Origin of the sequence: Faecalimonas sp. LCP19S3_D12 (assembly GCF_052121495.1) — a bacterium.
In the GTDB taxonomy this organism is placed as follows: Bacteria; Bacillota; Clostridia; order Lachnospirales; family Lachnospiraceae; genus Faecalimonas.
On the sequence record NZ_JBQKED010000037.1, the window covers coordinates 14,568 to 36,161 of the forward strand.

Here is a 21,594-nt window from a genome sequence, read left to right on the forward strand (position 1 = left end):
ACCTTTTTACTGAGAAGAATGACTGCGATTCCAATTTTGCACATAGTCTAAAAATTTTAAGGTTGCCAGCGCACATGAAGGGGTTTTGTTATAAGCAATCCCTAAGATACGAGAGTAGTGTTCTGTAAAAGAACGGATACAAACGCGAAAGGGAGCATTATGTAATAATAATTTTGGAAGAATTGTGATTCCAAATCCCTGCTCAACCATTTTTAAAACAGCAAAATCATCATTCAGGCAATATTGAATTTTAGGATGAATATTGTTTAATTTGAATATCTGCCCTGTTTCATAGTCAAGTCCATCTGAAGATAGCAAAAAGCTTTCTCCGTTAATATCGGACAGCGATACGCTGATTTGTTCTGACAAAGGATGACCAATAGGCGTGACAAGCATCAGTTCATCTTTATCTAAAGGAATAAATGGCAGGTTTGGGACAGAGTATTGCGATACAAAAATACAATCCAGCTGATTTGACAGAATCTTTTCCTTCAAAGTGCTAAATCCGTCTACTGTGAGTTCGAAGCAGATATTTGGATAGTCCTCTGAAAATTGTTTTAAAATATCAGGTAGCCAGTGGTAGGAAATACTTTGTATTGTGCCAATTCGAATATTCCCGCTGTCTAAATTTGCAATATTTGCGGCAAGCTGTGTCATTTTACGCTCTTCCTTACAAATTATTTTAATTGATTCAATGATTGCCTCTGTATTTGGCATCAAATCCATACCAAGTTTAGAACGTCTGAATAAAGTTATACCTAATTCTTTTTCAAAGCCTTTGATTGCTTGACTGATTGCAGATTGAGTGTAATTTAATTTTGAAGCTGTTTTGGATATGCTGTGTGTTTCACATACACTTAAAATAATCTCATACTTATTCATGTAATCTCCTTATCTATTAGAAAAATTAATGTATGTTATAAAGAAAACGAATTTTATTCGGCACATTGATGATAAATCCGTATCAAAATTCAGCTATAAGTAAAAGTGAATATATCCTTTAAGAATACTGGCTTTTAAATAGCTTGTTTCCATCTTATTATAAACACAAATGATAATTTTTTGTCAAGGCAGAAAGAATTTGATAGGAGAAAGAAACGTATGGGAACAGAATTTTGGAATGGTGCACAGGCGGCACACCGAAGAGTTATGATGAAAGCAGCAGGATATTCAGATACAGATATTCGTAAAAAGCCACATATTGGTGTACCGAATTCCTATATGGCAGGTTCGCCGGGATCTGCACATTTACGTCAGATTGCAGAGGCTGTGAAAGAAGGAATTTGGGCGGCAGGAGGAATTCCAGTAGAGTTTGGAATTCCAGCTACGTGCGGAAACATAGCAAATGGTGCGGAAGAGCTCAAATATGAACAGGTAGGAAGAGATATTGTCGCAATGTCTGTAGAATTTGTGAGCCGTGTACATAATTTTGATGGTCTCGCCATGATTGCGTCCTGTGACAATATTATTGCAGGCTGTTATTTGGCAGCTATGAGATTGGATATTCCATCTATGATTGTAACGGGAGGTTCCATGCAACCGGGACAACATTGCGGAAAAACAGTGGTAGAGGCAGACTTGGATGCAGCTCGTTTTTCCGGGGCAACAGAAGAAGAGCTGATGGAAATGGAAGATAGTGTGTGTCCGTCATTCGGAGCATGCCCATCTATGGGAACAGCAAATACGATGCAGATGCTGGGAGAGGTATTGAATCTGGTACTTCCGGGAACATCAACAATTCCGGCTTCAGATAATAAAAAATTGCGAAAGGCAAGAGAAGCAGGAAAATATGCGGTGGAGATGGCAAGAGCTGGAAGAAAACCGTCAGAACTGATTACAAAAGAAGTGTTATTGAACTCGATTATGTTTGATATGGCAGTAGCCGGATCTACAAATGCAGTACTTCATATATTATCTTATGCCTATGAGTTGGGAATTAAACTGACATTAGAAGATTTTGAAAAATATGCAAAAGAAATTCCTTGTATCAATGCAGTGGTGCCAAGCGGACCGTACACGGTTGTTGATTTTCATTATGCAGGCGGTGTCATGAATGTCATGAAGATGTTAGAAAACAAATTGTACACAGATGTGCCAAGCATGTATGGAAATACGTGGAAAGATATGCTTGCTGTAGTAAAACCGCAGGAGAATAAGGTGATTCACTCTTTGGAACGTCCATTATTCCAAGAGCCGGGACTGAAAATTTTAAGAGGGAATTTATCTCCGAATGGAGCGATTGTCAGACCGACAGCTGTCTATGACGAAGTAAAATATATGAAAGGAAAAGCGAAAGTATTTGAGGGAGACCGTTCGGCGTTTGAAGCAATTCAGGCGGGCGAGATCGTGCCGGGAGACATTATTGTGATTCGATATGAAGGATGCAAAGGGGCTCCGGGAATGAAGGAACTGATGCTGAGCATTGATGCTTTGATTGGACTTGGACTGCACAAGAGTGTGGGATTGATCTCAGATGCGAGATTTTCCGGATTCAATTTTGGAGCAATTATTGGGCACGTATCTCCAGAGGCTTATGATGGTGGAACAATTGCGCTTGTAGAAAACGGAGATGAAATTGTAATTGATATTCCAAATGGAGAGGTATCACTCCTTGTATCAGAGGAAGAACTGAAAGAAAGAAGAGAAAAATGGGTGTGCCCTCCTTTGAAAGAAGAAAAAGGATGTCTTAACATTTTTGCCAGAATGTGTCGCCCGGCAGAAGAAGGCGGAGCGATGCAGCCATGGAGTTTAGATGCAAAATTCAGAAAATAAGGATGAAGGAGAACAAAGAATGTTATTGTTATCAAAAGAAGATATTAAACAGGTATTTACTATGAAAGATGCTATCGAGGCAGATAAACAGGCGTTTCAACTGGTTGTGGAAGGAAAGTGTGAGTCACCGCTTCGAATTAATATTCAGGCTCCGAAACAGGATGGGTGCTTTCTTTTTATGCCAGCTTATGTAGAAGAGATGGAAATCGCATCTTTGAAAAACGTAAATATTTTCCCACATAATATTGACAATGGACTTCCATCAGCACCGGCACAAGTGTTGCTGATTGATGGAAAGACGGGCGTGGTAATTTCTGTGCTTGACGGTACTTATGTTACACAGCTTCGAACAGGGGCGGCATCAGGGGCAGCATTTGATATTTTGGCAAAAAAAGAATGCAAAATCGGCGCGCTGATTGGCACGGGAGGACAGGCAGCCGCTCAGTTGGGGGCGATGATGACGGCAAGAAAACTGGAAGAGGTAAGAGTGTATGATATGAATTTGGAGCGCACGAAAGAATTTGCGGAGCGTATGAGGGAGGAACTAAAATCGTATGGCACAAAAATAGTCGTGGCAGAGACATCTGATGCGGCGATTGACAATGCGGATTTAATTGTGACGGTTACGCCTTCGTCAAAACCGGTATTTGACGGAACAAAAGTAAAAGAAGGTGCGACAATCAGTTGTGTAGGCGCCTATCAGCATCATATGCAGGAGATGGATCCGGCTATTCTTCCGCGTGCATCCAAAATTTATTTTGATTCAGAAGAGGCAGTATTGTCTGAGTCTGGCGATATTCTGATTCCGCTGGAAGAAGGAATTATAACAAAAGAAGACTTCACAGGAGATTTGGGGGATGTCATCAAAGGAAAAGTTGTCGGAAGAGAAAATGATGAAGAGATTATTGTTTTTGAAACAGTAGGTGTGGCTGCTCAGGATTTGACAGCGGCAAAAGCAATCTATGAGAAAGCGGTAGCAGCAGGTATCGGAACACAATGGAATTAAAACAAGAGATTTGGTCATGAAAGAACTGAATATGGACGCGAAATACATTTCTGTATCTGTAGAAGAAGTACAGCAGGAAAAATGGGAAAGCGAAGACACATGTTGTTAAATAGCATGTGTTTTTGTTTTTTGTGGAAAATATACAAGTATTAGTTTTTTAAGGAGAAAGTGTTGACAGATTGGCAAATAGATGTTAGGATATCACTTGTGTTTGAAATATGTAACAAATACGTAACATTTGTAATAAAAATGAATTAAATGCGTATACTATTGTAATAGTCAGTAAGGTTATTGCAACAAACCAGGAGGTAATTTATGAGACGAGAGAAAAAGAGAGTGATTATAAGCTTCGCGCTGACAGCTTGTATGGTGTTTACCACAGAGTTCGGCAGTTTGGCAGCTGATACACAATCTGATGCTCAGCCAATCGAAACAATAAATCACGAAACGACAATTTCACCATTAGCGGAGACATGGAATGAAATTCCAGAGACAGCAGCAGTTGCGGAGGCTACACAGGTGTGGCATGGAAAAGCGCTGGCAAATGTAGAGTCAGAAGCGGATGTGCTTGCGGAGGCAGTTGATGGCGGTGAAGTAGTCGGAAAGATGTATACAAATACAATCTTGACTGTGGAAGAAAGAGGAGATGTATGGTCAAAGGTTTCTTCAGGTTCGGTTGTAGGATATGTAAAAAATGAAATGCTTGCATTTGGGTCAGACGCAGTAGCAAGAGCAGCAGCGATTGATATGACAAATCCGCAGGATGCAAAGACGTTGGAAGAGATTGCTGCCGAGGAAGCAGCAAAGAAAGCGGCAGAGGAAGAAGCTGCCAGAAAGGCTGCAGAAGAAGCTGCAAGACAGTCAGGAAGCAGTGTAAGATATGATGAGGCAATGTCAGCGTCCGCAGACGACCAGACATTATTGGCAGCAATTATTTACTGCGAGGCAGGGAACCAGCCACACGACGGAAAAGTAGGGGTTGGGGCGGTTATTTTGAACCGTGTAAGAAGCGGGTCTTTCCCGAACTCAATCAGAGAGGTTATTTATCAGGCAGGACAGTTTGGTCCGGCAATCACAGGAAAGCTTGACAGAGTATTGGCAAGTGGCAATATCCCGGCAGAATGTTATCAGGCAGCAGCTGATGCACTTGCAGGATATAACCCAATTGGAGATTCATTATATTTCGGAAATGGAAATTATGGTCAGTTGATTGGAGATCACTATTTTCATTAGAGGGAGTATTTTTAAATAGAAAGACAGTGACCGAAGGGCAATGAAAGCATTTCGGTCACTGTCTTGTTTATTCTAAATTGTCGAGATACCGATAGTTACCTCCTCCAGGACATCGAGCAGTACGCGCACGGTGTCAAGTGAAGTGAGCATGGTAATATTGTTTTCGGAGGCACATCGACGAATTGCAACACCATCTTCATAGTGGATACCGGAAAGGATAGCACGTGTACAGATGACGTAGCTGACATATCCAGCGCGAATAGAATCAAGTACTTCTTCGCTGCCCTCAGATGGCTTGCGCAGGATACGGGTTCGAATACCCTGCTCTTTCAAAAAGAGTGCAGTGCCGACAGTTGCCTCGATATTAAATCCCATATCGTAGAAACGCCTTACCAGTGGCAGCGCCTCCTCTTTATCTTCGTCGGCGAGTGTTACAACGACAATACCGTAATTCTGTACTTTGATGCCGGAAGCAATCATTGCCTTATATATTGCACGGTGCAGTTTGTTGTCGTATCCAATTGCCTCTCCGGTTGATTTCATCTCCGGTGACAGATAGGCATCCATACCGTGTAATTTTGAGAAAGAGAACGCAGGTGCTTTTACATAAAAACGTTCTTTCTCTTTTGGGTAGAGAGTATGAATACCTTGTTCCGGAAGACTTTTGCCAAGTATTGCAAGGGTCGCGATATCTGCAAGGCTGTATCCGGTTGCTTTCGATAAAAATGGTACCGTTCTGGAGGATCTTGGGTTCACTTCTATAATATAGACGTTTTCGAATTCATCGACAATAAACTGGATATTGAACAGTCCGATGATTCCGATGCCAAGTCCCAGCTTTTGTGTGTAGTCAAGAATCGTTTCTTTTACTTTCTCGGAAATACTGTGCGTTGGATAAACGCTGATAGAGTCTCCGGAATGGACTCCGGTACGTTGACCAGTTCCATAATACCCGGTACAAACACATTTTTCCCATCGCAGACAGCATCTACTTCCACTCAGTGGATAAGTCATTACGACAGCCTGTCCGGTGTGGGACGGATTAGGCAGGATTTCCTGATAGCCGACCATTGAGGTGTTGAAGACTTCCATCAGGCAAAGTACTGCTGACTGTCAGACCGGAAAGAGTGATCTGTTCTCGATAGTCATTGTTAAATTCATAGCGGTGTCTATGACGTTCGCTGATTGTGTCAACACCGTAGCAGCGATGCATAGTTGTTCCGGCCTGGATATTACATGGATAAGCACCAAGCCTTAATGTGCCGCCTTTATCGATGTTGTCGTTTTGTCCAGGCATGAAGTTGATCACTTTATGCTTGCACTGCTCGTCAAATTCACCGGAATTTGCATCTTTGATTCCGACAACATTTCTTGCATATTCGATTACGGCAATCTGCATTCCGAGGCAGATTCCAAAGTATGGAATCTGGTGTTCTCTTGCGTATTTTGCAGCCAAGATCATGCCCTCAATTCCGCGGTTGCCAAAGCCTCCCGGAATGAGGATACCGTCCAGATCAGAGAGAGTTTCTTCTATATTAAAGTCTGTCAGATCTTCTGAGTCAATCCAGCGAATCTCTATGGCTGTATTATGAAAATATCCCGCATGTCGAAGCGATTCTGCTACAGAAAGGTAGGCATCGTGCAGTCCCACATATTTTCCGACAAGACCAATTGTGACATTGCCGGTATGATTTTTGATATGTTCTACCAGCTCTGTCCATTCGCTCAGATCAGGCTCTTGTGTCTCAATACCAAGTTCACGGCAGACAACAGATGAGAAATTTGCTTTTTCGAGCATAAGTGGAGCTTCGTAGAGATTCGGAAGTGTAATGTTTTCGATGACACAGTCCGGCTTTACGTTGCAGAATAAAGATATTTTCTGGAAAATGGATTCTTCTAAAGGTTCGTCACAGCGTAGGACGACAATGTTTGGATTGATTCCCATTCCTCGCAGTTCTTTTACGGAATGCTGAGTTGGTTTTGACTTATGTTCATCTGAGCCACGGAGGAAAGGTACGAGTGTGACATGAATGAACAAACTGTTCTTACTGCCAACTTCCAAAGAAATCTGACGTACTGCTTCCAAAAAAGGCTGGGATTCAATATCGCCAATTGTGCCGCCAATCTCGGTGATCACCACATCGGCATTGGTTTTCTTCCCAACACTGTAAACAAATTCTTTGATTTCGTTTGTAATATGAGGAATGACCTGCACTGTAGAGCCTAAGTATTCGCCACGGCGTTCTTTATTCAGAACATTCCAGTAAACCTTACCGGTAGTAAGGTTCGAATATTTATTCAGATCTTCGTCGATAAAGCGTTCATAATGTCCAAGGTCAAGATCTGTCTCGGCGCCGTCTTCTGTAACATAGACTTCGCCGTGCTGATAAGGGCTCATTGTGCCCGGGTCGACATTGATGTAGGGATCAAGTTTCTGAGCCGCAACTTTAAGTCCTCTTGCCTTCAGAAGGCGACCGAGCGATGCGGCAGTGATGCCTTTTCCGAGACCGGACACAACACCTCCTGTTACAAATATATATTTCGTCATAATATCCTCCGTTAAATAGCTTAGATATGTTCGTTTAATCGTTTCATAATTTCCTGATAAGCGTCTTCCACACCGCCAAGGTCGCGACGGAATCTGTCTTTATCAAGTTTTTCTCCTGTTTTAGAATCCCAAAGACGACATGTATCCGGACTGATTTCATCGGCAAGCACAATTGTACCGTCAGAAAGTCTTCCGAATTCCAGCTTAAAGTCGACGAGTGTGACACCACATTCTTTCCAGAAAGCTTTTAACTGTTCATTGACACCAAAAGCATATTTTTCAATTGTTTCGATTTCTTCTTTGGTTGCAAGTTTCATTGCGAGTGCGTGATATGTATTTAGCAGTGGGTCGCCGAGAACGTCATTTTTATATGAAAATTCGATGGTAGGTGATTCGAAGACAAGCCCTTCTTCTACACCATAGCGTTTAGAAAATGAGCCTGCAGCAATGTTTCTTATGATTACTTCCAGGGGAACAATAGAGACTTTTTTGACAAGAGTTTCGCGGTCGTTGATTTCTTCAATGAAATGAGTTGGGATTCCCGCTTTTTCGAGACGCTGCATGAGTAAGTTACTCATTTTGTTGTTGATAACTCCTTTGCCGACAATGGTTCCTTTTTTGAGACCGTTAAATGCAGTCGCATCATCTTTGTAAGAGACGATCAAAACCTCTGGCTCCTCTGTTTTAAACACTTTCTTTGCTTTTCCTTCGTAAAGTTGTTCTGCTTTTTGCATGACTTATGTACCTCCATTTTCATTACTGTTTGCAATAAAAAGGCAATGATGCCTTAATGTGTAAACATTAAAGACGCCATTGCCTTTCCAGCCGATATGATACTCTTTTTTCGGATTATTGTCAACTAGTCTTTGAAAGGTTTTATAATTATTTTGGCTTATTTTCCGCTGTCCCCGTAGTTTGCAAGAACTCTGGCAGAAGGTTTCTTTTTCCGTAGACATTTTGTTTGATCGATGGATCTAATGCCATGACATATTTCACAAAATCAAGATCTCCGAAAGTAACTCGCGCCTCCAGTGAGTTTACATTAAATAACAGGAAAGGCGCCCTCAATGTTTTTCACATTTAAGACGCCTTTTCCCTTATCAAACAAGTAGGATTTAATTAAGATTGAAAAACAAAAAAGCGTCTCTGAGTGCTTTCACTCAAAAACGCCTTTGTCTTTACGAATTGCACTATACACCTGAAAAAAATATTTGTCAATCTTTTTTTGAAAAAAATCAGCTTGATAAGCAAGTGGAAAAAGTATATTTATACTATCGGATATGATATCGAAACAGTTTTGGAGGCGCCGTTTACGGTCGTAACACCGGACAGCAAAAATCCGTATCGACAGATGTATGTAGCCAATTAAGAGTGTTTTTCTGTGATTTTTGTTAATGACTCTGTAATGATATTGTAATCTTATGGACGCTGAATTTAGTTGTAATATTGGGGAAAGTATAGTAAGATAAAAAAATAGAAACACTAATGGAAATAATAAGGAAAGAGGCGATTCGTAATGCAAACAATTTTCTGGCTTATTTTGTTCGTAGTGCTTGTAGTGATTGAGATTGCTACGCTTGGACTGACCACGATATGGTTTGCCGGAGGTTCCATTGTTGCCTTTATTTTGGCGATAGTAGGATTTAGCTTACCGGTACAGATTGTGGCATTCCTCGTATCTTCTATCTTACTGCTCGTCCTGACAAGACCAATCGCAATAAAATATTTTAATCAGGAACGAAAGCTTACGAACGCAGAGAGCCTGATCGGACAGAAGGCGGTTGTCATTGAGACAGTAGATACACTTCATAATGTCGGAAGAGTGGAAGTAAACGGACAGGAGTGGTCTGCAAAGACGGATGAACCGCACGAAGTGATTGAGAAGGACGCGGTTGTATCTATCGAAGGGATACAAGGAGTGAAACTGATTGTAAGACTAAAGGAGGCGTAAAATTATGAATGCAGGGAATGTAGGAAGTATCATTACAAGTGTTGTGTTAGTGGCTATCATAGTCATTATAGTAGGTCTTTTGATATCGTGTGTAAAGATTGTTCCGCAGGCACAGGCTCTTGTTGTGGAGAGGCTGGGAGCATATCAGGCGACATGGGCGGTTGGCTTGCATTTTAAGATTCCGATTATCGAAAGAGTGGCAAGACGTGTGGATCTCAAAGAGCAGGTTGTAGATTTTGCACCACAGCCGGTTATCACAAAAGATAACGTAACAATGCGGATTGACACGGTTGTATTTTATCAGATTACAGATCCAAAGATGTTCTGTTACGGAGTTGCCAATCCGATCATGGCGATTGAGAATCTGACAGCGACTACACTGCGTAATATTATCGGTGATTTGGAATTAGACCAGACATTGACATCCAGAGAGACAATCAACACAAAGATGAGAGCATCTCTTGATGTGGCCACAGATCCTTGGGGAATCAAGGTTAATCGTGTGGAATTGAAAAATATTATTCCGCCTGCAGCGATTCAGGATGCGATGGAGAAACAGATGAAAGCAGAACGTGAAAGACGTGAAGCAATTCTTCGTGCAGAAGGAGAAAAGAAATCTACAATTCTTGTAGCAGAAGGTAATAAAGAATCTGCAATCCTTGATGCAGAGGCAGAAAAACAGGCGGCAATTCTCCGTGCGGAAGCCGAAAAAGAAAAGATGATCAGAGAAGCTGAAGGTGAAGCTGAGGCAATCTTAAAAGTGCAGCAGGCGAATGCCGATGGTATCCGTTTCCTGAAAGAGGCTGGTGCCGATGAGGCGGTTCTTACGATGAAGAGTCTGGAAGCATTTGCAAAGGCGGCTGACGGCAAGGCGACGAAGATTATTATTCCATCTGAGATTCAGGGAGTTGCAGGACTTGTGAAATCCTTGGTAGAGGTCGGAGCGGAAAAAGACGGTTAGATGTTGAGGGGTGTGCGAGAGCATGCCCCTTTTGTGGTATCAGGAGGGAAGAAAACGTGAAAGCGAAGATAGACTTGACGAAAGAGTATGGACTGATTTTAGATGGCGGAGGTGCAAGAGGAGCTTATCAGATTGGTGCGTGGAAGGCGCTTGTGGAGGCAGGTGTGAAAGTGAATGCGGTAGCCGGGACTTCGGTTGGCGCATTAAATGGAGCATTGATCTGCATGAGAGATGTAAAGCAGGCGGAAAAAATCTGGAGTGAGATGACATTTTCGCGTGTGATGGACGTAGATGACGCGTGGATGGAACGGTTGTTCAACAAAGAAAATACACTCGGTGAAGTGATTTCAGAGATGAAAAAGAGACTGTCAGACGGTGGGGTTGATATCACTCCGCTTAAGAATCTGATCCATGAGATGGTGGACGAGAAGAAGATAAGGGAGTCTGGAATGGAATTTTGCCTGCTTACGTTTTCCATATCGGATATGAAGGAGCTGGATCTTAGTATTCATGATATTCCGGAAGGGCTTTTGGAGGATTTTCTGCTTGCAAGTGCATACCTGATTGGATTTAAGAATGAAAAACTGCACGGAAGAACATATGTGGATGGCGGAGTCATCAACAATGTGCCGACAGGCTCACTTGTGAAAAGGGGATATAAGAACCTGATACAGATTCGCATCTATGGTCCGGGAAGAGAACCGCGAGTGAAGCTGTCAGAGGATACGACGATGTGTGAGATTGCGCCGCGGGTGAAACTAGGAAGCATCATTGAATTTTACGGAAAACGCAGCAGACAGAATCTGAAAATTGGCTATTACGATGCGAAACGGATGATTTATGGACTTGCCGGAATGATTTACTATATTGAACAAACACGAAAAGAGTGGTATTATGAAAAAATATTAAGTGGTTTGAGTGAGATTGAGAAGGCAGAGATTGCGTTTGTGCTGAAATTGTCTCATGGATTCTCCGATGAAACACTCTATATGGCAATGCTTGAGGCGAGTGCAAAATTACTTCATGTGCCAAAGTATCAGATTTATACGGTACAGGCATTAGAAGAGGCAGTATATCGAAGATATGAGCGTCTCAGAGATCAGATTAATTTACCAAGATTTGTACATGTGTTCATGGAAATCAGAAAGGATAGTAAAATGAATTTAAAAGGACGTAATTTTTTGACACTGAAAGACTTTACTCCAGATGAGATTATGTATCTGGTTGATCTGGCAGCAGATCTGAAAGAAAAGAAAAAACAGGGAATTACCGGAAATTCTCTGAAAGGGAAGAACATTGCATTGATTTTTGAAAAACCGTCTACAAGAACTCGGTGTGCATTTACTGTGGGTGCGTGTGATGAGGGCGGTATTCCGACTTATTTATCAGAGCATGATATTCAGCTGGGACACAAGGAGAGCATTCAGGATACGGCTCGTGTTCTCGGGCGTATGTTTGACGGGATTGAATTCCGCGGCTTCAAACATGAGCATGTGGAAGCGCTTGCAAAATACAGCGGAGTTCCGGTGTGGAATGGCTTGACAGATGAGTATCATCCAACACAGATTCTTGCAGACCTTTTGACGATGAAAGAACATTTTGGGTATGTAAAAGGACTGAAATTCGTATATCTTGGAGATGGGAGAAACAATATGGCGAACAGTCTTATGATCGGATGTTCGAAAGTAGGTGTTGATTTTGTTATCATTGCGCCAAAAAAACTGTGGCCGGGAGAAGAACTTGTTACGCTGTGTGAAGGCTATGCAAAAGAAGCCGGTTCCTCGGTCTGTGTGACAGATTGCATCGATGCAGTTGAGGGCGCGGATGTGTTGTATACGGATGTATGGTGCTCTATGGGTGAGGAAGATAAAGCGGCTGAGCGAATTGCGCTTTTAAGTCCTTATCAGATCAATCAGGAACTGATGGACAAGACCGGAAAAGAGGGGACAATCTTCATGCACTGCCTTCCTGCGGTGAAAGGCAAAGAGGTGACGGAAGATGTATTTGAAGGAAAGGCATCAGTAGTATTTGATGAAGCGGAGAACCGTCTTCATACAATCAAGGCGGTTATGGTCGCAACACTTGGAGAATAAGCAGAGAAAGAGGACGAGTTGTGAAGGCAGAGATTTTGAAAATGCTTCGGGAAAGTAAAGAATATGTGTCGGGGCAGCAGTTGTGTGAACGGCTTCAGGTATCGAGAACAGCAGTGTGGAAAGTGATCAAGCAGTTGGAGAATGAAGGGTATCAGATTGAGGCCGTAAGAAACAGAGGATATCGAATTGTGGAATGTCCGGACGTGCTTTCGCAAGAGGAGATAGAAAGCCTGATGCAGACAGAGTGTATGGGAAGGCATGTCATTTATTATGAAGAGACAGACTCGACGAATACAAGGATCAAACATCTGGCGGAACAGGGAAAAGAGCATGGCACGTTAGCGGTCGCTGACCGTCAGAATTGCGGAAAAGGAAGGCGTGGCAGAGCTTGGGAATCTCCGCTGGGTAAAAATATCTATATGTCTCTGCTTTTAAGACCGACGATGGAGCCATCGAAAGCCCCCATGCTGACATTGGTGATGGCGTATAGTGCGGCGATGGCGATCCGAGAGCAGGAAGGACTTGAAGTCGGAATTAAATGGCCGAATGATCTTGTGATTGGAACGAAGAAAATATGTGGAATTCTAACGGAGATGAGTGCCGAGATTGATTATATCAACTATGTTGTAATTGGAGTCGGAATCAATGTGAATATGCAGTCTTTTCCGGAAGAACTGTGTGAAAAGGCGACCTCATTGCGTGTGGAAAAGGAAAGCCCGATAAAACGTTCTGCATTGATTGCATGTATCATGAAAAAGTTTGAAGAAAACTATGAGCGGTTTGCAAAAGAACAGAATTTAAAATTTTTGCAGGAGGATTACAATCGTCTTCTAGTAAGCAAAGAAAAAGAAGTGAGAGTTCTGGAGCCTGGAGGCGAATATAACGCCTATGCATTGGGCATCAACGAGACAGGCGAATTGCTTGTGAGAAAAGAAGATGGCGAAGAGGAGACTGTTTTTGCGGGAGAAGTCTCTGTGCGCGGAATCTACGGGTATATTTAGGAGGAATGTATGTACGAAGAAAAAATTGTACTGTGTGGTGCGAATTCATATGATAGAAAGTTTTATCTGAATCCGGATTTTGAGGCACTTCCAGACAGCATCAAAGATGAACTGAAGATCATGTGTGTATTGTACACGGAGGACGTCGGAGGGATTCTGACATTGGTATTTGAAGAAGATGGAGAGCTTATGTTTGAGGTTACGACAGAGGACAATGATCTGCTTTTTGATGAAATCGGAAGTCATCTGAAGATTAAAGAACTTCAGAGAACCAAAAAAGAACTGCTGGAGTCTTTGCAGTTGTATTATAGAGTCTTCTTTTTAGGGGAGGAAGTATAATGCTGCTGGTAATTGATGTGGGAAATACAAATATCACTCTGGGAGTATTTGAAAAAGAAAAATTAGAGGCGACATTTCGCATGACGGCGAAACAACCAAGAACTTCGGATGAATATGGAATCAAGCTCTGTACGTTATTGGAACACAGAGGATTTGATATCGAAGAGATTGATGCGGTGATCGTGTCGTCGGTTGTGCCGGACATTATGCACTCCCTTGGGAGCGCGATCATTAAGTATTTCCATATAAAGCCGCTCATCGTATCGCCCAATTTGGAGACCGGACTTCAGATAAACACAGAAAATCCGAAGGATACGGGACCTGATCGAATTGTAGATGCGGTTGCTGCTTATGAAAAATATGGCGGTCCGGTCATAGTCATTGATTTTGGAACTGCGACGACCTATGATGTGGTAAGTGAAAAGGGAGTCTTTGAAGGTGGTGTGATTTCTCCGGGAATCCGCACATCAGCGAGAGCATTGTGGGGCGGAGCATCTATGCTTCCGGAGATTGAGATAAAAAAGCCGGAGTCTATTCTTGCAAAAGAGACTGTATCCAGTATGCAGGGGGGGCTTGTGTTCGGCTATATCGGACAGACAGAATATATTGTCAACAAAATCAAAAAGGCTGGATTTGCAAATGCAAAGGTTGTAGCCACAGGCGGACTGGGGAATATTATTGTATCTGAGACAGATGTTGTGGATATCTATGACCCGGAATTAACGCTGGAAGGGTTACGCATTATTTACGAAAAAAACAAAGGGTTAAATTAGAATGAAAACGTTAAAAATTGGGACGGTAGAATTAGAAAATCCATATATTTTAGCACCGATGGCAGGGGTGACAGACCTGCCTTTTCGTCTGCTGTGCAAAGAACAGGGAGCGGGACTTTTGTGCATGGAGATGGTAAGCGCAAAAGCGATACAGTATAACAATAAGAATACAAAGGCGTTGTTGGAGATTCATCCGGAAGAATTGCCGGTATCTCTCCAGTTATTTGGATCTGATCCGGATGTGATCAGTGAGATTGCAAAACGAATAGAGGAACTTCCATTTTCCATACTAGATATCAATATGGGGTGTCCGGTTCCGAAGATTGTGAAGAATGGAGAAGGTTCCGCATTGATGAAAAATCCGAAACTAGTGTATGAGATTGTCAGAAAGACGGCAAGGGCAATTCAAAAGCCGGTCACAGTGAAAATCCGAAAGGGATTTGATGATACTTGCATTAATGCGGTAGAGATTGCGAAAATTATTGAGGATGCCGGAGGAAAAGCGGTGGCGGTTCATGGAAGAACGAGAGAACAGTATTATTCCGGAAAAGCAGACTGGGATATTATCCGTCAGGTGAAAGAGGCGGTATCCATTCCGGTTATTGGAAATGGAGATGTTGTCTCAGGAGAAAGTGCAATCGCGATTCAAAAAGAGACAGGTTGTGATGGCGTGATGATTGGCAGGGGAGCACAGGGAAATCCGTGGATTTTTTCAGAACTTTTGGAGTATGAGCAAACCGGAAAGATGCCGCAACGTCCGAGTGTGGAAGCGATTAGGAAGATGATGCTTCGTCATGCACAGCTTCAGATGCAATATAAGGGAGAATATCTCGGAATCCGTGAGATGCGAAAACATGTATCGTGGTATACAAGTGGACTCCCAAACTCAGCAAAACTGCGAGATGAGATTAATCGAGTGGAGAGTTATACAGAGTTGGAAGAGCTGCTGCATGAAAGGCTGAATGCGCACGTTTGAATCGGATATAGAAAGCGCATAAAAACATCCTGAAAATGAGGTCAAAAGAACTTATTTTGGATGTTTTTTTTGTGATTTTTTAGTGGACAAATAGAATTAAGGCAATTATAATATAAAATAAGGCAAAATTGGAAATAATTTATATATTTTGTACAATCCGAGTTTGCTTTACGAATATTTGAAGTAGAGTAGGAGGAAAACATGAAAAAAAGAGGGAGAGCTTTGGCGCTATTGCTTGCGGCAACCTTGGTATTGGGAAGCGTACCGGGGACAGTGATGGCACAGGAGAAATCAAAGCCAGCAGACAGTACAACGAAAGAGCAGCCGTTTTGGCCAGGAACAGGTGGAAGTGAAAAATTCCGTATTCCTTGTCTAGTGGCATTGGATGATGGAACTTTGGTAGCCGGTTGTGACGCAAGATGGAATGGTGGAGCAGACGGAGGCGGATTAGATACAATCGTATCATATTCTAAAGATAAAGGAGAAAATTGGAACTATACATTTGCCAATTATTTAGGAGATAACGGAAATGTGTGGAATAAAAATTCTACTGCATTTATTGATCCTGCGATGGCGACAGATGGAAAAAAGGTATATATGATTGCGGATCTTTATCCGGCAGGATATGCTTTGAATGGTGCAGTAACACAACCTATTCCGGGAAAAAGTCACGATAAAGATGGGAATATTCTTCTAGCAGATGCGAGAGGATGGGAGAATGTATTAGGTGGAGAACGTGCAAAGTCTGAAAACTATACATATCGATTAGAAAAGAATATGGATAAAAAATCGGAGTCTGCATATCTGATCAAAGATGCCAACGGGAAGACAGTGGAAGATTATACAGTCGATGCTTACTTTAATGTCAGCAAAGGAAAAGAGTTGGTTGCGAATCTTTTTGAGGCAAACTCTCCATTTCAAGTATGGCCAACGGATTATCTCTACTTGACGACATCTGAAGATGGAGGAAAGACATGGTCTGAACCTTCTATTTTAAATATGAGAAAAGAATCAGAACAGTCTCTTTTAGTAGGACCGGGACGTGGAATGGTGACCTCTAGTGGAAGAATCCTCTTTACGGCATATGAGTTTACAAAAGGAGATAAAAATAGTACCGCAATCTACTCGGATGACGGCGGGAAAACATGGGAAAGAGGTGCATCTGTAGCTGGATTAAGTTCGGAGGCGGTTGTGACAGAGGCAGATGGCAAACTTTATATGTTCACTCGTCATGGTGGGTACTATATATCAGACAATGAAGGAGAAACGTGGTCTGAGAGAAGAGAAGTGGGACTTACTTACAATTTAGGATGCCAATTGACAGCGATTACTTATCCGCAGAAAATTGATGGAAAAACGGCAATCCTATTCGCAGCACCTTCAAGTACAGGAAGCAGATCAGCAGGAAAAATTTTTGTAGGATTGGTGCAAGAAGATGAAACATTAGATTGGAAATATACATATGACATTAACAATGGTCATTATGCATATTCTTGTTTGACAGTATTGCCTGATGGAACAGTTGGACTGTTGTATGAAAGTGCAGATCAGCAATTGACTTATAAGAATTACTCAATTGAAGATATTGCAAAAGATGCAGCAATCGGAAATATTTGGTGTACAGATGGAGGCAAATTTGTATCGGAAGTTGATCTGAAATCGAATGTAAGCAAGGAACTGACTGTAAATGGAGTAACCACAGGCAAAGAAGTGAAAGTATCTTCTGACAACGAAAAGGCAGTGACAGCAACATATGCAGATGGAAAAGTGATATTGACTTCACCAGAGACAGTGAAAGGTCTTGAACAGGCAGTTGTAACATTAGAATCAGAAGGTACAACTACAAAAATCAAGGTAAATGTGACAGATTCAGAAAAATATGAGATTGTAGACTTGAAAATTGGTGATACAAAGACATATACAGATAAAACCGGAAATTATGAAGGAAAAGTTGATGAGTCAAACTTGGATAAAAATGTTGCAGATGTTACTGTAGAAGGTGAAGACGCACAGGCAGTGGAAACACAGTTAAAAGCGCAGACTGCAACTTCGGTAGCAAATTTTGATGGTGAGAAAAAATCATTGGATAGTTGCCTGTTTACCTTCGATAAAGTGAAAAATAAAGAAAATACATATCAAATTTCTGCAGAGACTGGAGAGAAGAAAGTTTATATCGGTCACAGAAATGCGCCAAAACAATGTGTGAGTACAGCAAATGTAACGGAGATTCAGTTGGAACAAAAAGATGGTGCAACAGTAGTATTTAAAGATACATCTAATGGAAGTACTGGGCAATTGTTGTATTTCTGGAAAGATGATACAAAAAAGTTACATTTTGATAGAAATAGTACAGACCATGCAAACTGCCATTTAGAGCTATATCAAAAAGCGAACACGGCAACTGAGACAGAACTTCCGGGCTATCAAAAAGTAACTACATTAAATCAGATTACTGATGGCGGGCAATATCTGATTGCTGCAAAAGCAACTGATGGAAGTTACTATGTGGTGAATCCGTCTTCGACAGATAAAAATTATGAGCATGTAGCAAAAGTGGTGAAGGAAGAAGTAGCGGTAAAACCAGAAGTAGCAGTACAGCTTGGCACAAGCGCACAGTTTGATGGGGAGAAAGAGAAAATTAGCAGTTGCTTGTTTACATTTGATAAACAGGATAATGGAAAATATATTATTTCATCGACAACGGCCAGTGGTCAGAAAGTGTATTTGACACCAAAGACAGCCACTACGGCAAATACACCACTTACTACAAGTGGAGCATCTGTCGACATAATGGATAGAGCAAATGGTAAAGTCAGTTTTAGACAAGATGGAGAGGGGGGTGCAGGAGGAACTCTGTATTTCCACAGAGAGGCAGATAAGTTACATTTTGATAGACAAGGTGAACCAGATCAAAATTGCGAGTTTGAGCTTTACAAACAATCGGAAAATGCAGATGGAAGAGTTATCAAAGGCTATCAAAAAGTGAATGAATTATCACAGATTTCTGATAATGGGCAATATTTGGTTGCAGCAAAAGCAAGTGATAATAACTATTACTTACTGAATCCTGCACAGGGAGATAACAAGTACAATTATGTTGCGAAAGTGACGAATGAGATGTACGAAGGTGAAACGACAGCTGCAAAGACAGAGATTACAATCACCGGAAAGGCAGAAGGAAAGACATCTGTAACAATCGGAGATGTGGCATATTATATTATCGTGCAAAATGATGTCAAAGAAGTGGCGTTAAAATTAGGTGAAACGTATAATTTAGTTGGAAAAATTTTGAAGGAGGAGGGAGATGTCAATAGTATCACAAAAGAAGCGAGAAGTGATATGCCTCCTTACAAAGCAATTACAACAGTAGAAGAAGGAACTTACTTATTTGGTAACGATACACATATTATGCTCAATTCACAAAGTACCGTGTCAGAGGCTCCGAAGAGTCTTGGGATGGCAGCAGCGAACTTTAGCACAGGTGAATATGCAGAATCAGCGTGGACAATTACAAAAGTTGATTCAGGCTATACGATGAAAGATGTCAATGGAAAATATGTGAATATCTCAGGACAGGATGTTGAGTTGAAGGATACACCTCAGACATTGTTGATTAAGGAAAAAGAAAACGGCAGAGTGTCAGTTTCTAATAGCAACATGTATTTGAATAACTGGGCTAATTCAAATAATAGGGTAGCAGCATACAACCAAGATAATAATACATGGTATTTTTACAAAGCTTCGTCTGGAAATGTAGTGACTGCAGAAGCTGTAGGCAAAGTGACATTAGTGACGGAAGGAACTACTTATAAGATTACGATCAAGGAACATGAATCTCAAGAATGTGAACACTCATACAAATGGGAAGTAACAAAAGAACCGACATGTACAGAAAAAGGTGTGGAGACTGGAACATGTAGCAAATGTGATGAAACAACTACAAGAGAAATTCCAGCATTAGAACATACAGAAGAGTTACAGGGAGCGAAAGAAGCAACATGTACAGAAGCAGGTTACACAGGCGACAAAGTGTGTAAAGTGTGTGGCACAGTTGTGGAAAAAGGAGAAGCAATCGAAGCGCTTGGACATCAGTTTGGTGGTTGGACAGTAGAAAAAGAGGCGACTGAGACAGAAACAGGATTGGAAGTTCGTACTTGTAAGCGAGAAGGCTGTGATGTGAAAGAGACAAGAGAAATTCCGAAACTTCCGGTTGCACCAGAAGAGGTAGATAAATCAGCATTAGAGAAATATTACAATGAATGTTTGGCATATTACAAAGAGGCTGATTACACAGCTGACAGCTGGAAAGGATATCAGACAGCAATGGATAACGCAAAAGCTGTATTAGAAGATGAAGATGCTACAGAGCAGGATGTAAAAGGTTCTATTATAGCAATTAAAGATGCGGCACAAAATCTGAAAAAGGTTTCTAATGTTACAAAACCAGATGGCAATAAGAATGAACAGAATAAGCCGGCAAAAACAGGTGATGCAGCTTCAGCAGTTCCATTTATGTTAGGAATGGCAGGATGCCTTGGCGCAGCGGTTGAAGTTATTCGCAGAAGATTTGGAAAATAAAATATAATAGAGTGAATTGAAAGGAAAAGGGATGTCGGGAACGGTGTCCCTTTTGCTAACATCAAGATAAAAATTTGACAAAAGACAGCGGTGTACAGTACAATAGATTAGAAATGACAAATTTCATATAGCAATTTGCTAGGGGAGCCATGAGCTGAGAATCACACAGATGTGTGTTGACCCTCATCACTTGAACCGGTTAGTACCGGCGGAAGGAAGCAGTACCGAAGTGGTTCCTCCTGTAAAAAATTATTTTAGGAGGTTTTTTTATGTCATTTTTTGTATCAACAACAGAGAGTGGGTATCAACTCACGACAGCGGGATATGTTGCAGCGGCAGTGATTTTAATTGCGTTGATTGTGCTTGCAACAGTTCTGGCAAAGAAAGAGAAAAAGGAAAAGAAGAAAATGGGGACAAAGCAGCTTGTCTTCTGTGCGATGGCAGTGGCACTTGCGATGGTGACATCTATGTTAAAGGTTTATTCTTTCCCATTCGGCGGTTCTATTACATTGTTCAGCATGTTATTCATCTGCTTTGTAGGTTATGTGTATGGTCCGGCAACAGGAATTTTGACAGGCGCTGCATATGGTGTACTGCAATTTATTATTGAGCCGTATATTTATTTTCCACTGCAGGTATTGGTTGACTATCCGCTCGCATTCGGGGCACTTGGATTGTCCGGAGTATTTACGGAGTCCAAGCATGGACTAGTAAAAGGCTATCTGCTCGGTGTGTTTGGAAGATATGTATTTGCAGTCATTTCCGGATGGATTTTCTTTGGAGAATATGCCTGGGACGGATGGGGAGCGCTCCCATATTCCTTGGTATATAACGGATGCTACATATTTGCTGAAGCGGTGATTACAGTTATTATAATCTCTATTCCAGCAGTGTCAAAGGCATTGAAAAAAGTAAAAATATCGGCAGTGAATGTATAGATTTTCAAACTGTCAAATATCTGCTATAATACATTTTGCGTTCATAAAATCAGAATAGTGAGCCGCATCCTTGGAGATGCGGCTTTTATGATGGGAATCAGTATCGGGCAATCTGTGGTGGATGCGATGTATTGAAGCATTTTGTGTGTCAATTGCGAGAACAGTGCTCATGTGCGATAAAGTAACACACAAAAATTTGATAGACAGCAGCCCTCACTATTCCTAAAATTGAGGGCAAAATAAGTAGATTTCTTGAGGGCTGTATGGTAAGATATGATTATAAACAAGTCAACAAATCGGAAGTTTCAAAGGAGAAAAGATTGAAAATGAGAAGTAGAGGGTATCCATTACCTTAAGCACACGACAAATAAGCCATCTTTCGGTGGCTGCTTTAAAAATTGAATATTGAGAAGTTAAGGTTATGC

17 protein-coding genes and 1 riboswitch are annotated in these 21,594 nt (G+C 41.5%); of the genes, 13 read left to right on the forward strand and 4 right to left on the reverse strand.

The window, feature by feature from the left end; translation table 11 throughout:
• Positions 1-6 precede the first annotated feature (6 nt).
• Positions 7-882 carry a LysR substrate-binding domain-containing protein gene (locus ACTQXY_RS11490; RefSeq protein WP_441659563.1) on the reverse strand — a complete coding sequence of 292 codons (876 nt, stop codon included), beginning with the start codon at positions 880-882 and terminating at the stop codon, positions 7-9.
• Between the two features lie 219 nt (positions 883-1,101).
• On the opposite strand from ACTQXY_RS11490, the gene ilvD reads away from it, so the two are divergent.
• The 3 genes from ilvD (at position 1,102) to ACTQXY_RS11505 (ending at position 5,011) form a co-directional block, all read left to right on the forward strand.
• On the forward strand, positions 1,102-2,772 hold the full coding sequence (ilvD, locus tag ACTQXY_RS11495; protein ID WP_441659564.1) for a dihydroxy-acid dehydratase domain-containing protein: 1,671 nt from the start codon (positions 1,102-1,104) through the stop codon (positions 2,770-2,772).
• Positions 2,773-2,791: 19 nt separating this feature from the next.
• On the forward strand, positions 2,792-3,778 hold the full coding sequence (locus ACTQXY_RS11500) for an ornithine cyclodeaminase family protein (RefSeq protein WP_441659565.1): 987 nt from the start codon (positions 2,792-2,794) through the stop codon (positions 3,776-3,778).
• A 315-nt stretch (positions 3,779-4,093) separates the two neighbouring features.
• Complete coding sequence (locus ACTQXY_RS11505) at positions 4,094-5,011, forward strand: cell wall hydrolase (protein ID WP_441659566.1); 918 nt, start codon at positions 4,094-4,096, stop codon at positions 5,009-5,011.
• 72 nt (positions 5,012-5,083) lie between these two features.
• Here ACTQXY_RS11505 and ACTQXY_RS11510 read toward each other — a convergent pair whose 3' ends face one another.
• Genes ACTQXY_RS11510 through purC form a run of 3 tightly spaced genes read right to left on the reverse strand, consistent with a single transcriptional unit; the run spans position 5,084 to position 8,293 of the window.
• Positions 5,084-6,103: an ATP-binding protein gene (locus tag ACTQXY_RS11510; RefSeq protein WP_441659567.1), complete on the reverse strand. Its 1,020-nt coding sequence runs from the start codon at positions 6,101-6,103 to the stop codon at positions 5,084-5,086.
• A complete protein-coding gene (locus ACTQXY_RS11515) occupies positions 6,054-7,559 on the reverse strand; it encodes a CTP synthase (protein ID WP_441659568.1) in 1,506 nt (501 codons plus the stop codon). The genes ACTQXY_RS11510 and ACTQXY_RS11515 overlap by 50 nt, the downstream gene beginning before the upstream one ends.
• A gap of 20 nt (positions 7,560-7,579) precedes the next feature.
• Positions 7,580-8,293 carry a phosphoribosylaminoimidazolesuccinocarboxamide synthase gene (gene purC, locus ACTQXY_RS11520; protein ID WP_441659569.1) on the reverse strand — a complete coding sequence of 238 codons (714 nt, stop codon included), beginning with the start codon at positions 8,291-8,293 and terminating at the stop codon, positions 7,580-7,582.
• A gap of 506 nt (positions 8,294-8,799) precedes the next feature.
• On the opposite strand from purC, the gene ACTQXY_RS11525 reads away from it, so the two are divergent.
• From ACTQXY_RS11525 to thiT, 10 genes are all read left to right on the forward strand, one after another.
• On the forward strand, positions 8,800-8,928 hold the full coding sequence (locus ACTQXY_RS11525; RefSeq protein WP_441659570.1) for a hypothetical protein: 129 nt from the start codon (positions 8,800-8,802) through the stop codon (positions 8,926-8,928).
• A gap of 147 nt (positions 8,929-9,075) precedes the next feature.
• Positions 9,076-9,510, forward strand: a complete 435-nt coding sequence (locus ACTQXY_RS11530; RefSeq protein WP_004611499.1) for an NfeD family protein — start codon at positions 9,076-9,078, stop codon at positions 9,508-9,510.
• A 4-nt stretch (positions 9,511-9,514) separates the two neighbouring features.
• Positions 9,515-10,471 carry an SPFH domain-containing protein gene (locus ACTQXY_RS11535; RefSeq protein WP_441659571.1) on the forward strand — a complete coding sequence of 319 codons (957 nt, stop codon included), beginning with the start codon at positions 9,515-9,517 and terminating at the stop codon, positions 10,469-10,471.
• Between the two features lie 56 nt (positions 10,472-10,527).
• Positions 10,528-12,564, forward strand: a complete 2,037-nt coding sequence (gene argF, locus ACTQXY_RS11540; RefSeq protein ID WP_441659572.1) for an ornithine carbamoyltransferase — start codon at positions 10,528-10,530, stop codon at positions 12,562-12,564.
• A gap of 20 nt (positions 12,565-12,584) precedes the next feature.
• Entirely contained in the window at positions 12,585-13,565 is a 981-nt protein-coding gene (locus ACTQXY_RS11545; protein WP_441659573.1) for a biotin--[acetyl-CoA-carboxylase] ligase, read from the forward strand.
• Between the two features lie 9 nt (positions 13,566-13,574).
• Positions 13,575-13,904: a DUF6145 family protein gene (locus ACTQXY_RS11550; RefSeq protein WP_004611503.1), complete on the forward strand. Its 330-nt coding sequence runs from the start codon at positions 13,575-13,577 to the stop codon at positions 13,902-13,904.
• A complete protein-coding gene (locus ACTQXY_RS11555; protein ID WP_071144660.1) occupies positions 13,904-14,677 on the forward strand; it encodes a type III pantothenate kinase in 774 nt (257 codons plus the stop codon). Before ACTQXY_RS11550 ends, ACTQXY_RS11555 begins: the two co-directional genes overlap by 1 nt.
• Position 14,678: 1 nt before the next feature.
• A complete protein-coding gene (dusB, locus tag ACTQXY_RS11560) occupies positions 14,679-15,653 on the forward strand; it encodes a tRNA dihydrouridine synthase DusB (RefSeq protein ID WP_441659574.1) in 975 nt (324 codons plus the stop codon).
• A gap of 201 nt (positions 15,654-15,854) precedes the next feature.
• Entirely contained in the window at positions 15,855-20,231 is a 4,377-nt protein-coding gene (locus ACTQXY_RS11565; RefSeq protein WP_441659575.1) for an exo-alpha-sialidase, read from the forward strand.
• 130 nt (positions 20,232-20,361) lie between these two features.
• Positions 20,362-20,465, forward strand: a riboswitch (TPP riboswitch).
• 35 nt (positions 20,466-20,500) lie between these two features.
• Positions 20,501-21,169 (forward strand): energy-coupled thiamine transporter ThiT, encoded by a 669-nt coding sequence (thiT, locus tag ACTQXY_RS11570; RefSeq protein WP_441659576.1) that lies wholly within the window; start codon positions 20,501-20,503, stop codon positions 21,167-21,169.
• Positions 21,170-21,594: the final 425 nt, after the last annotated feature.

Bases quoted from the DNA above. Each gene is read 5' to 3' on its own strand.
- ACTQXY_RS11490 (WP_441659563.1), bottom strand. From the start codon at position 882: ATGAATAAGTATGAGATTATTTTAAGTGTATGTGAAACACACAGCATA.
- ilvD (WP_441659564.1), top strand. From the start codon at position 1,102: ATGGGAACAGAATTTTGGAATGGTGCACAGGCGGCACACCGAAGAGTT.
- ACTQXY_RS11500 (WP_441659565.1), top strand. From the start codon at position 2,792: ATGTTATTGTTATCAAAAGAAGATATTAAACAGGTATTTACTATGAAA.
- ACTQXY_RS11505 (WP_441659566.1), top strand. From the start codon at position 4,094: ATGAGACGAGAGAAAAAGAGAGTGATTATAAGCTTCGCGCTGACAGCT.
- ACTQXY_RS11510 (WP_441659567.1), bottom strand. From the start codon at position 6,103: ATGGAAGTCTTCAACACCTCAATGGTCGGCTATCAGGAAATCCTGCCT.
- ACTQXY_RS11515 (WP_441659568.1), bottom strand. From the start codon at position 7,559: ATGACGAAATATATATTTGTAACAGGAGGTGTTGTGTCCGGTCTCGGA.
- purC (WP_441659569.1), bottom strand. From the start codon at position 8,293: ATGCAAAAAGCAGAACAACTTTACGAAGGAAAAGCAAAGAAAGTGTTT.
- ACTQXY_RS11530 (WP_004611499.1), top strand. From the start codon at position 9,076: ATGCAAACAATTTTCTGGCTTATTTTGTTCGTAGTGCTTGTAGTGATT.
- ACTQXY_RS11535 (WP_441659571.1), top strand. From the start codon at position 9,515: ATGAATGCAGGGAATGTAGGAAGTATCATTACAAGTGTTGTGTTAGTG.
- ACTQXY_RS11550 (WP_004611503.1), top strand. From the start codon at position 13,575: ATGTACGAAGAAAAAATTGTACTGTGTGGTGCGAATTCATATGATAGA.
- ACTQXY_RS11555 (WP_071144660.1), top strand. From the start codon at position 13,904: ATGCTGCTGGTAATTGATGTGGGAAATACAAATATCACTCTGGGAGTA.
- dusB (WP_441659574.1), top strand. From the start codon at position 14,679: ATGAAAACGTTAAAAATTGGGACGGTAGAATTAGAAAATCCATATATT.
- ACTQXY_RS11565 (WP_441659575.1), top strand. From the start codon at position 15,855: ATGAAAAAAAGAGGGAGAGCTTTGGCGCTATTGCTTGCGGCAACCTTG.
- thiT (WP_441659576.1), top strand. From the start codon at position 20,501: ATGTCATTTTTTGTATCAACAACAGAGAGTGGGTATCAACTCACGACA.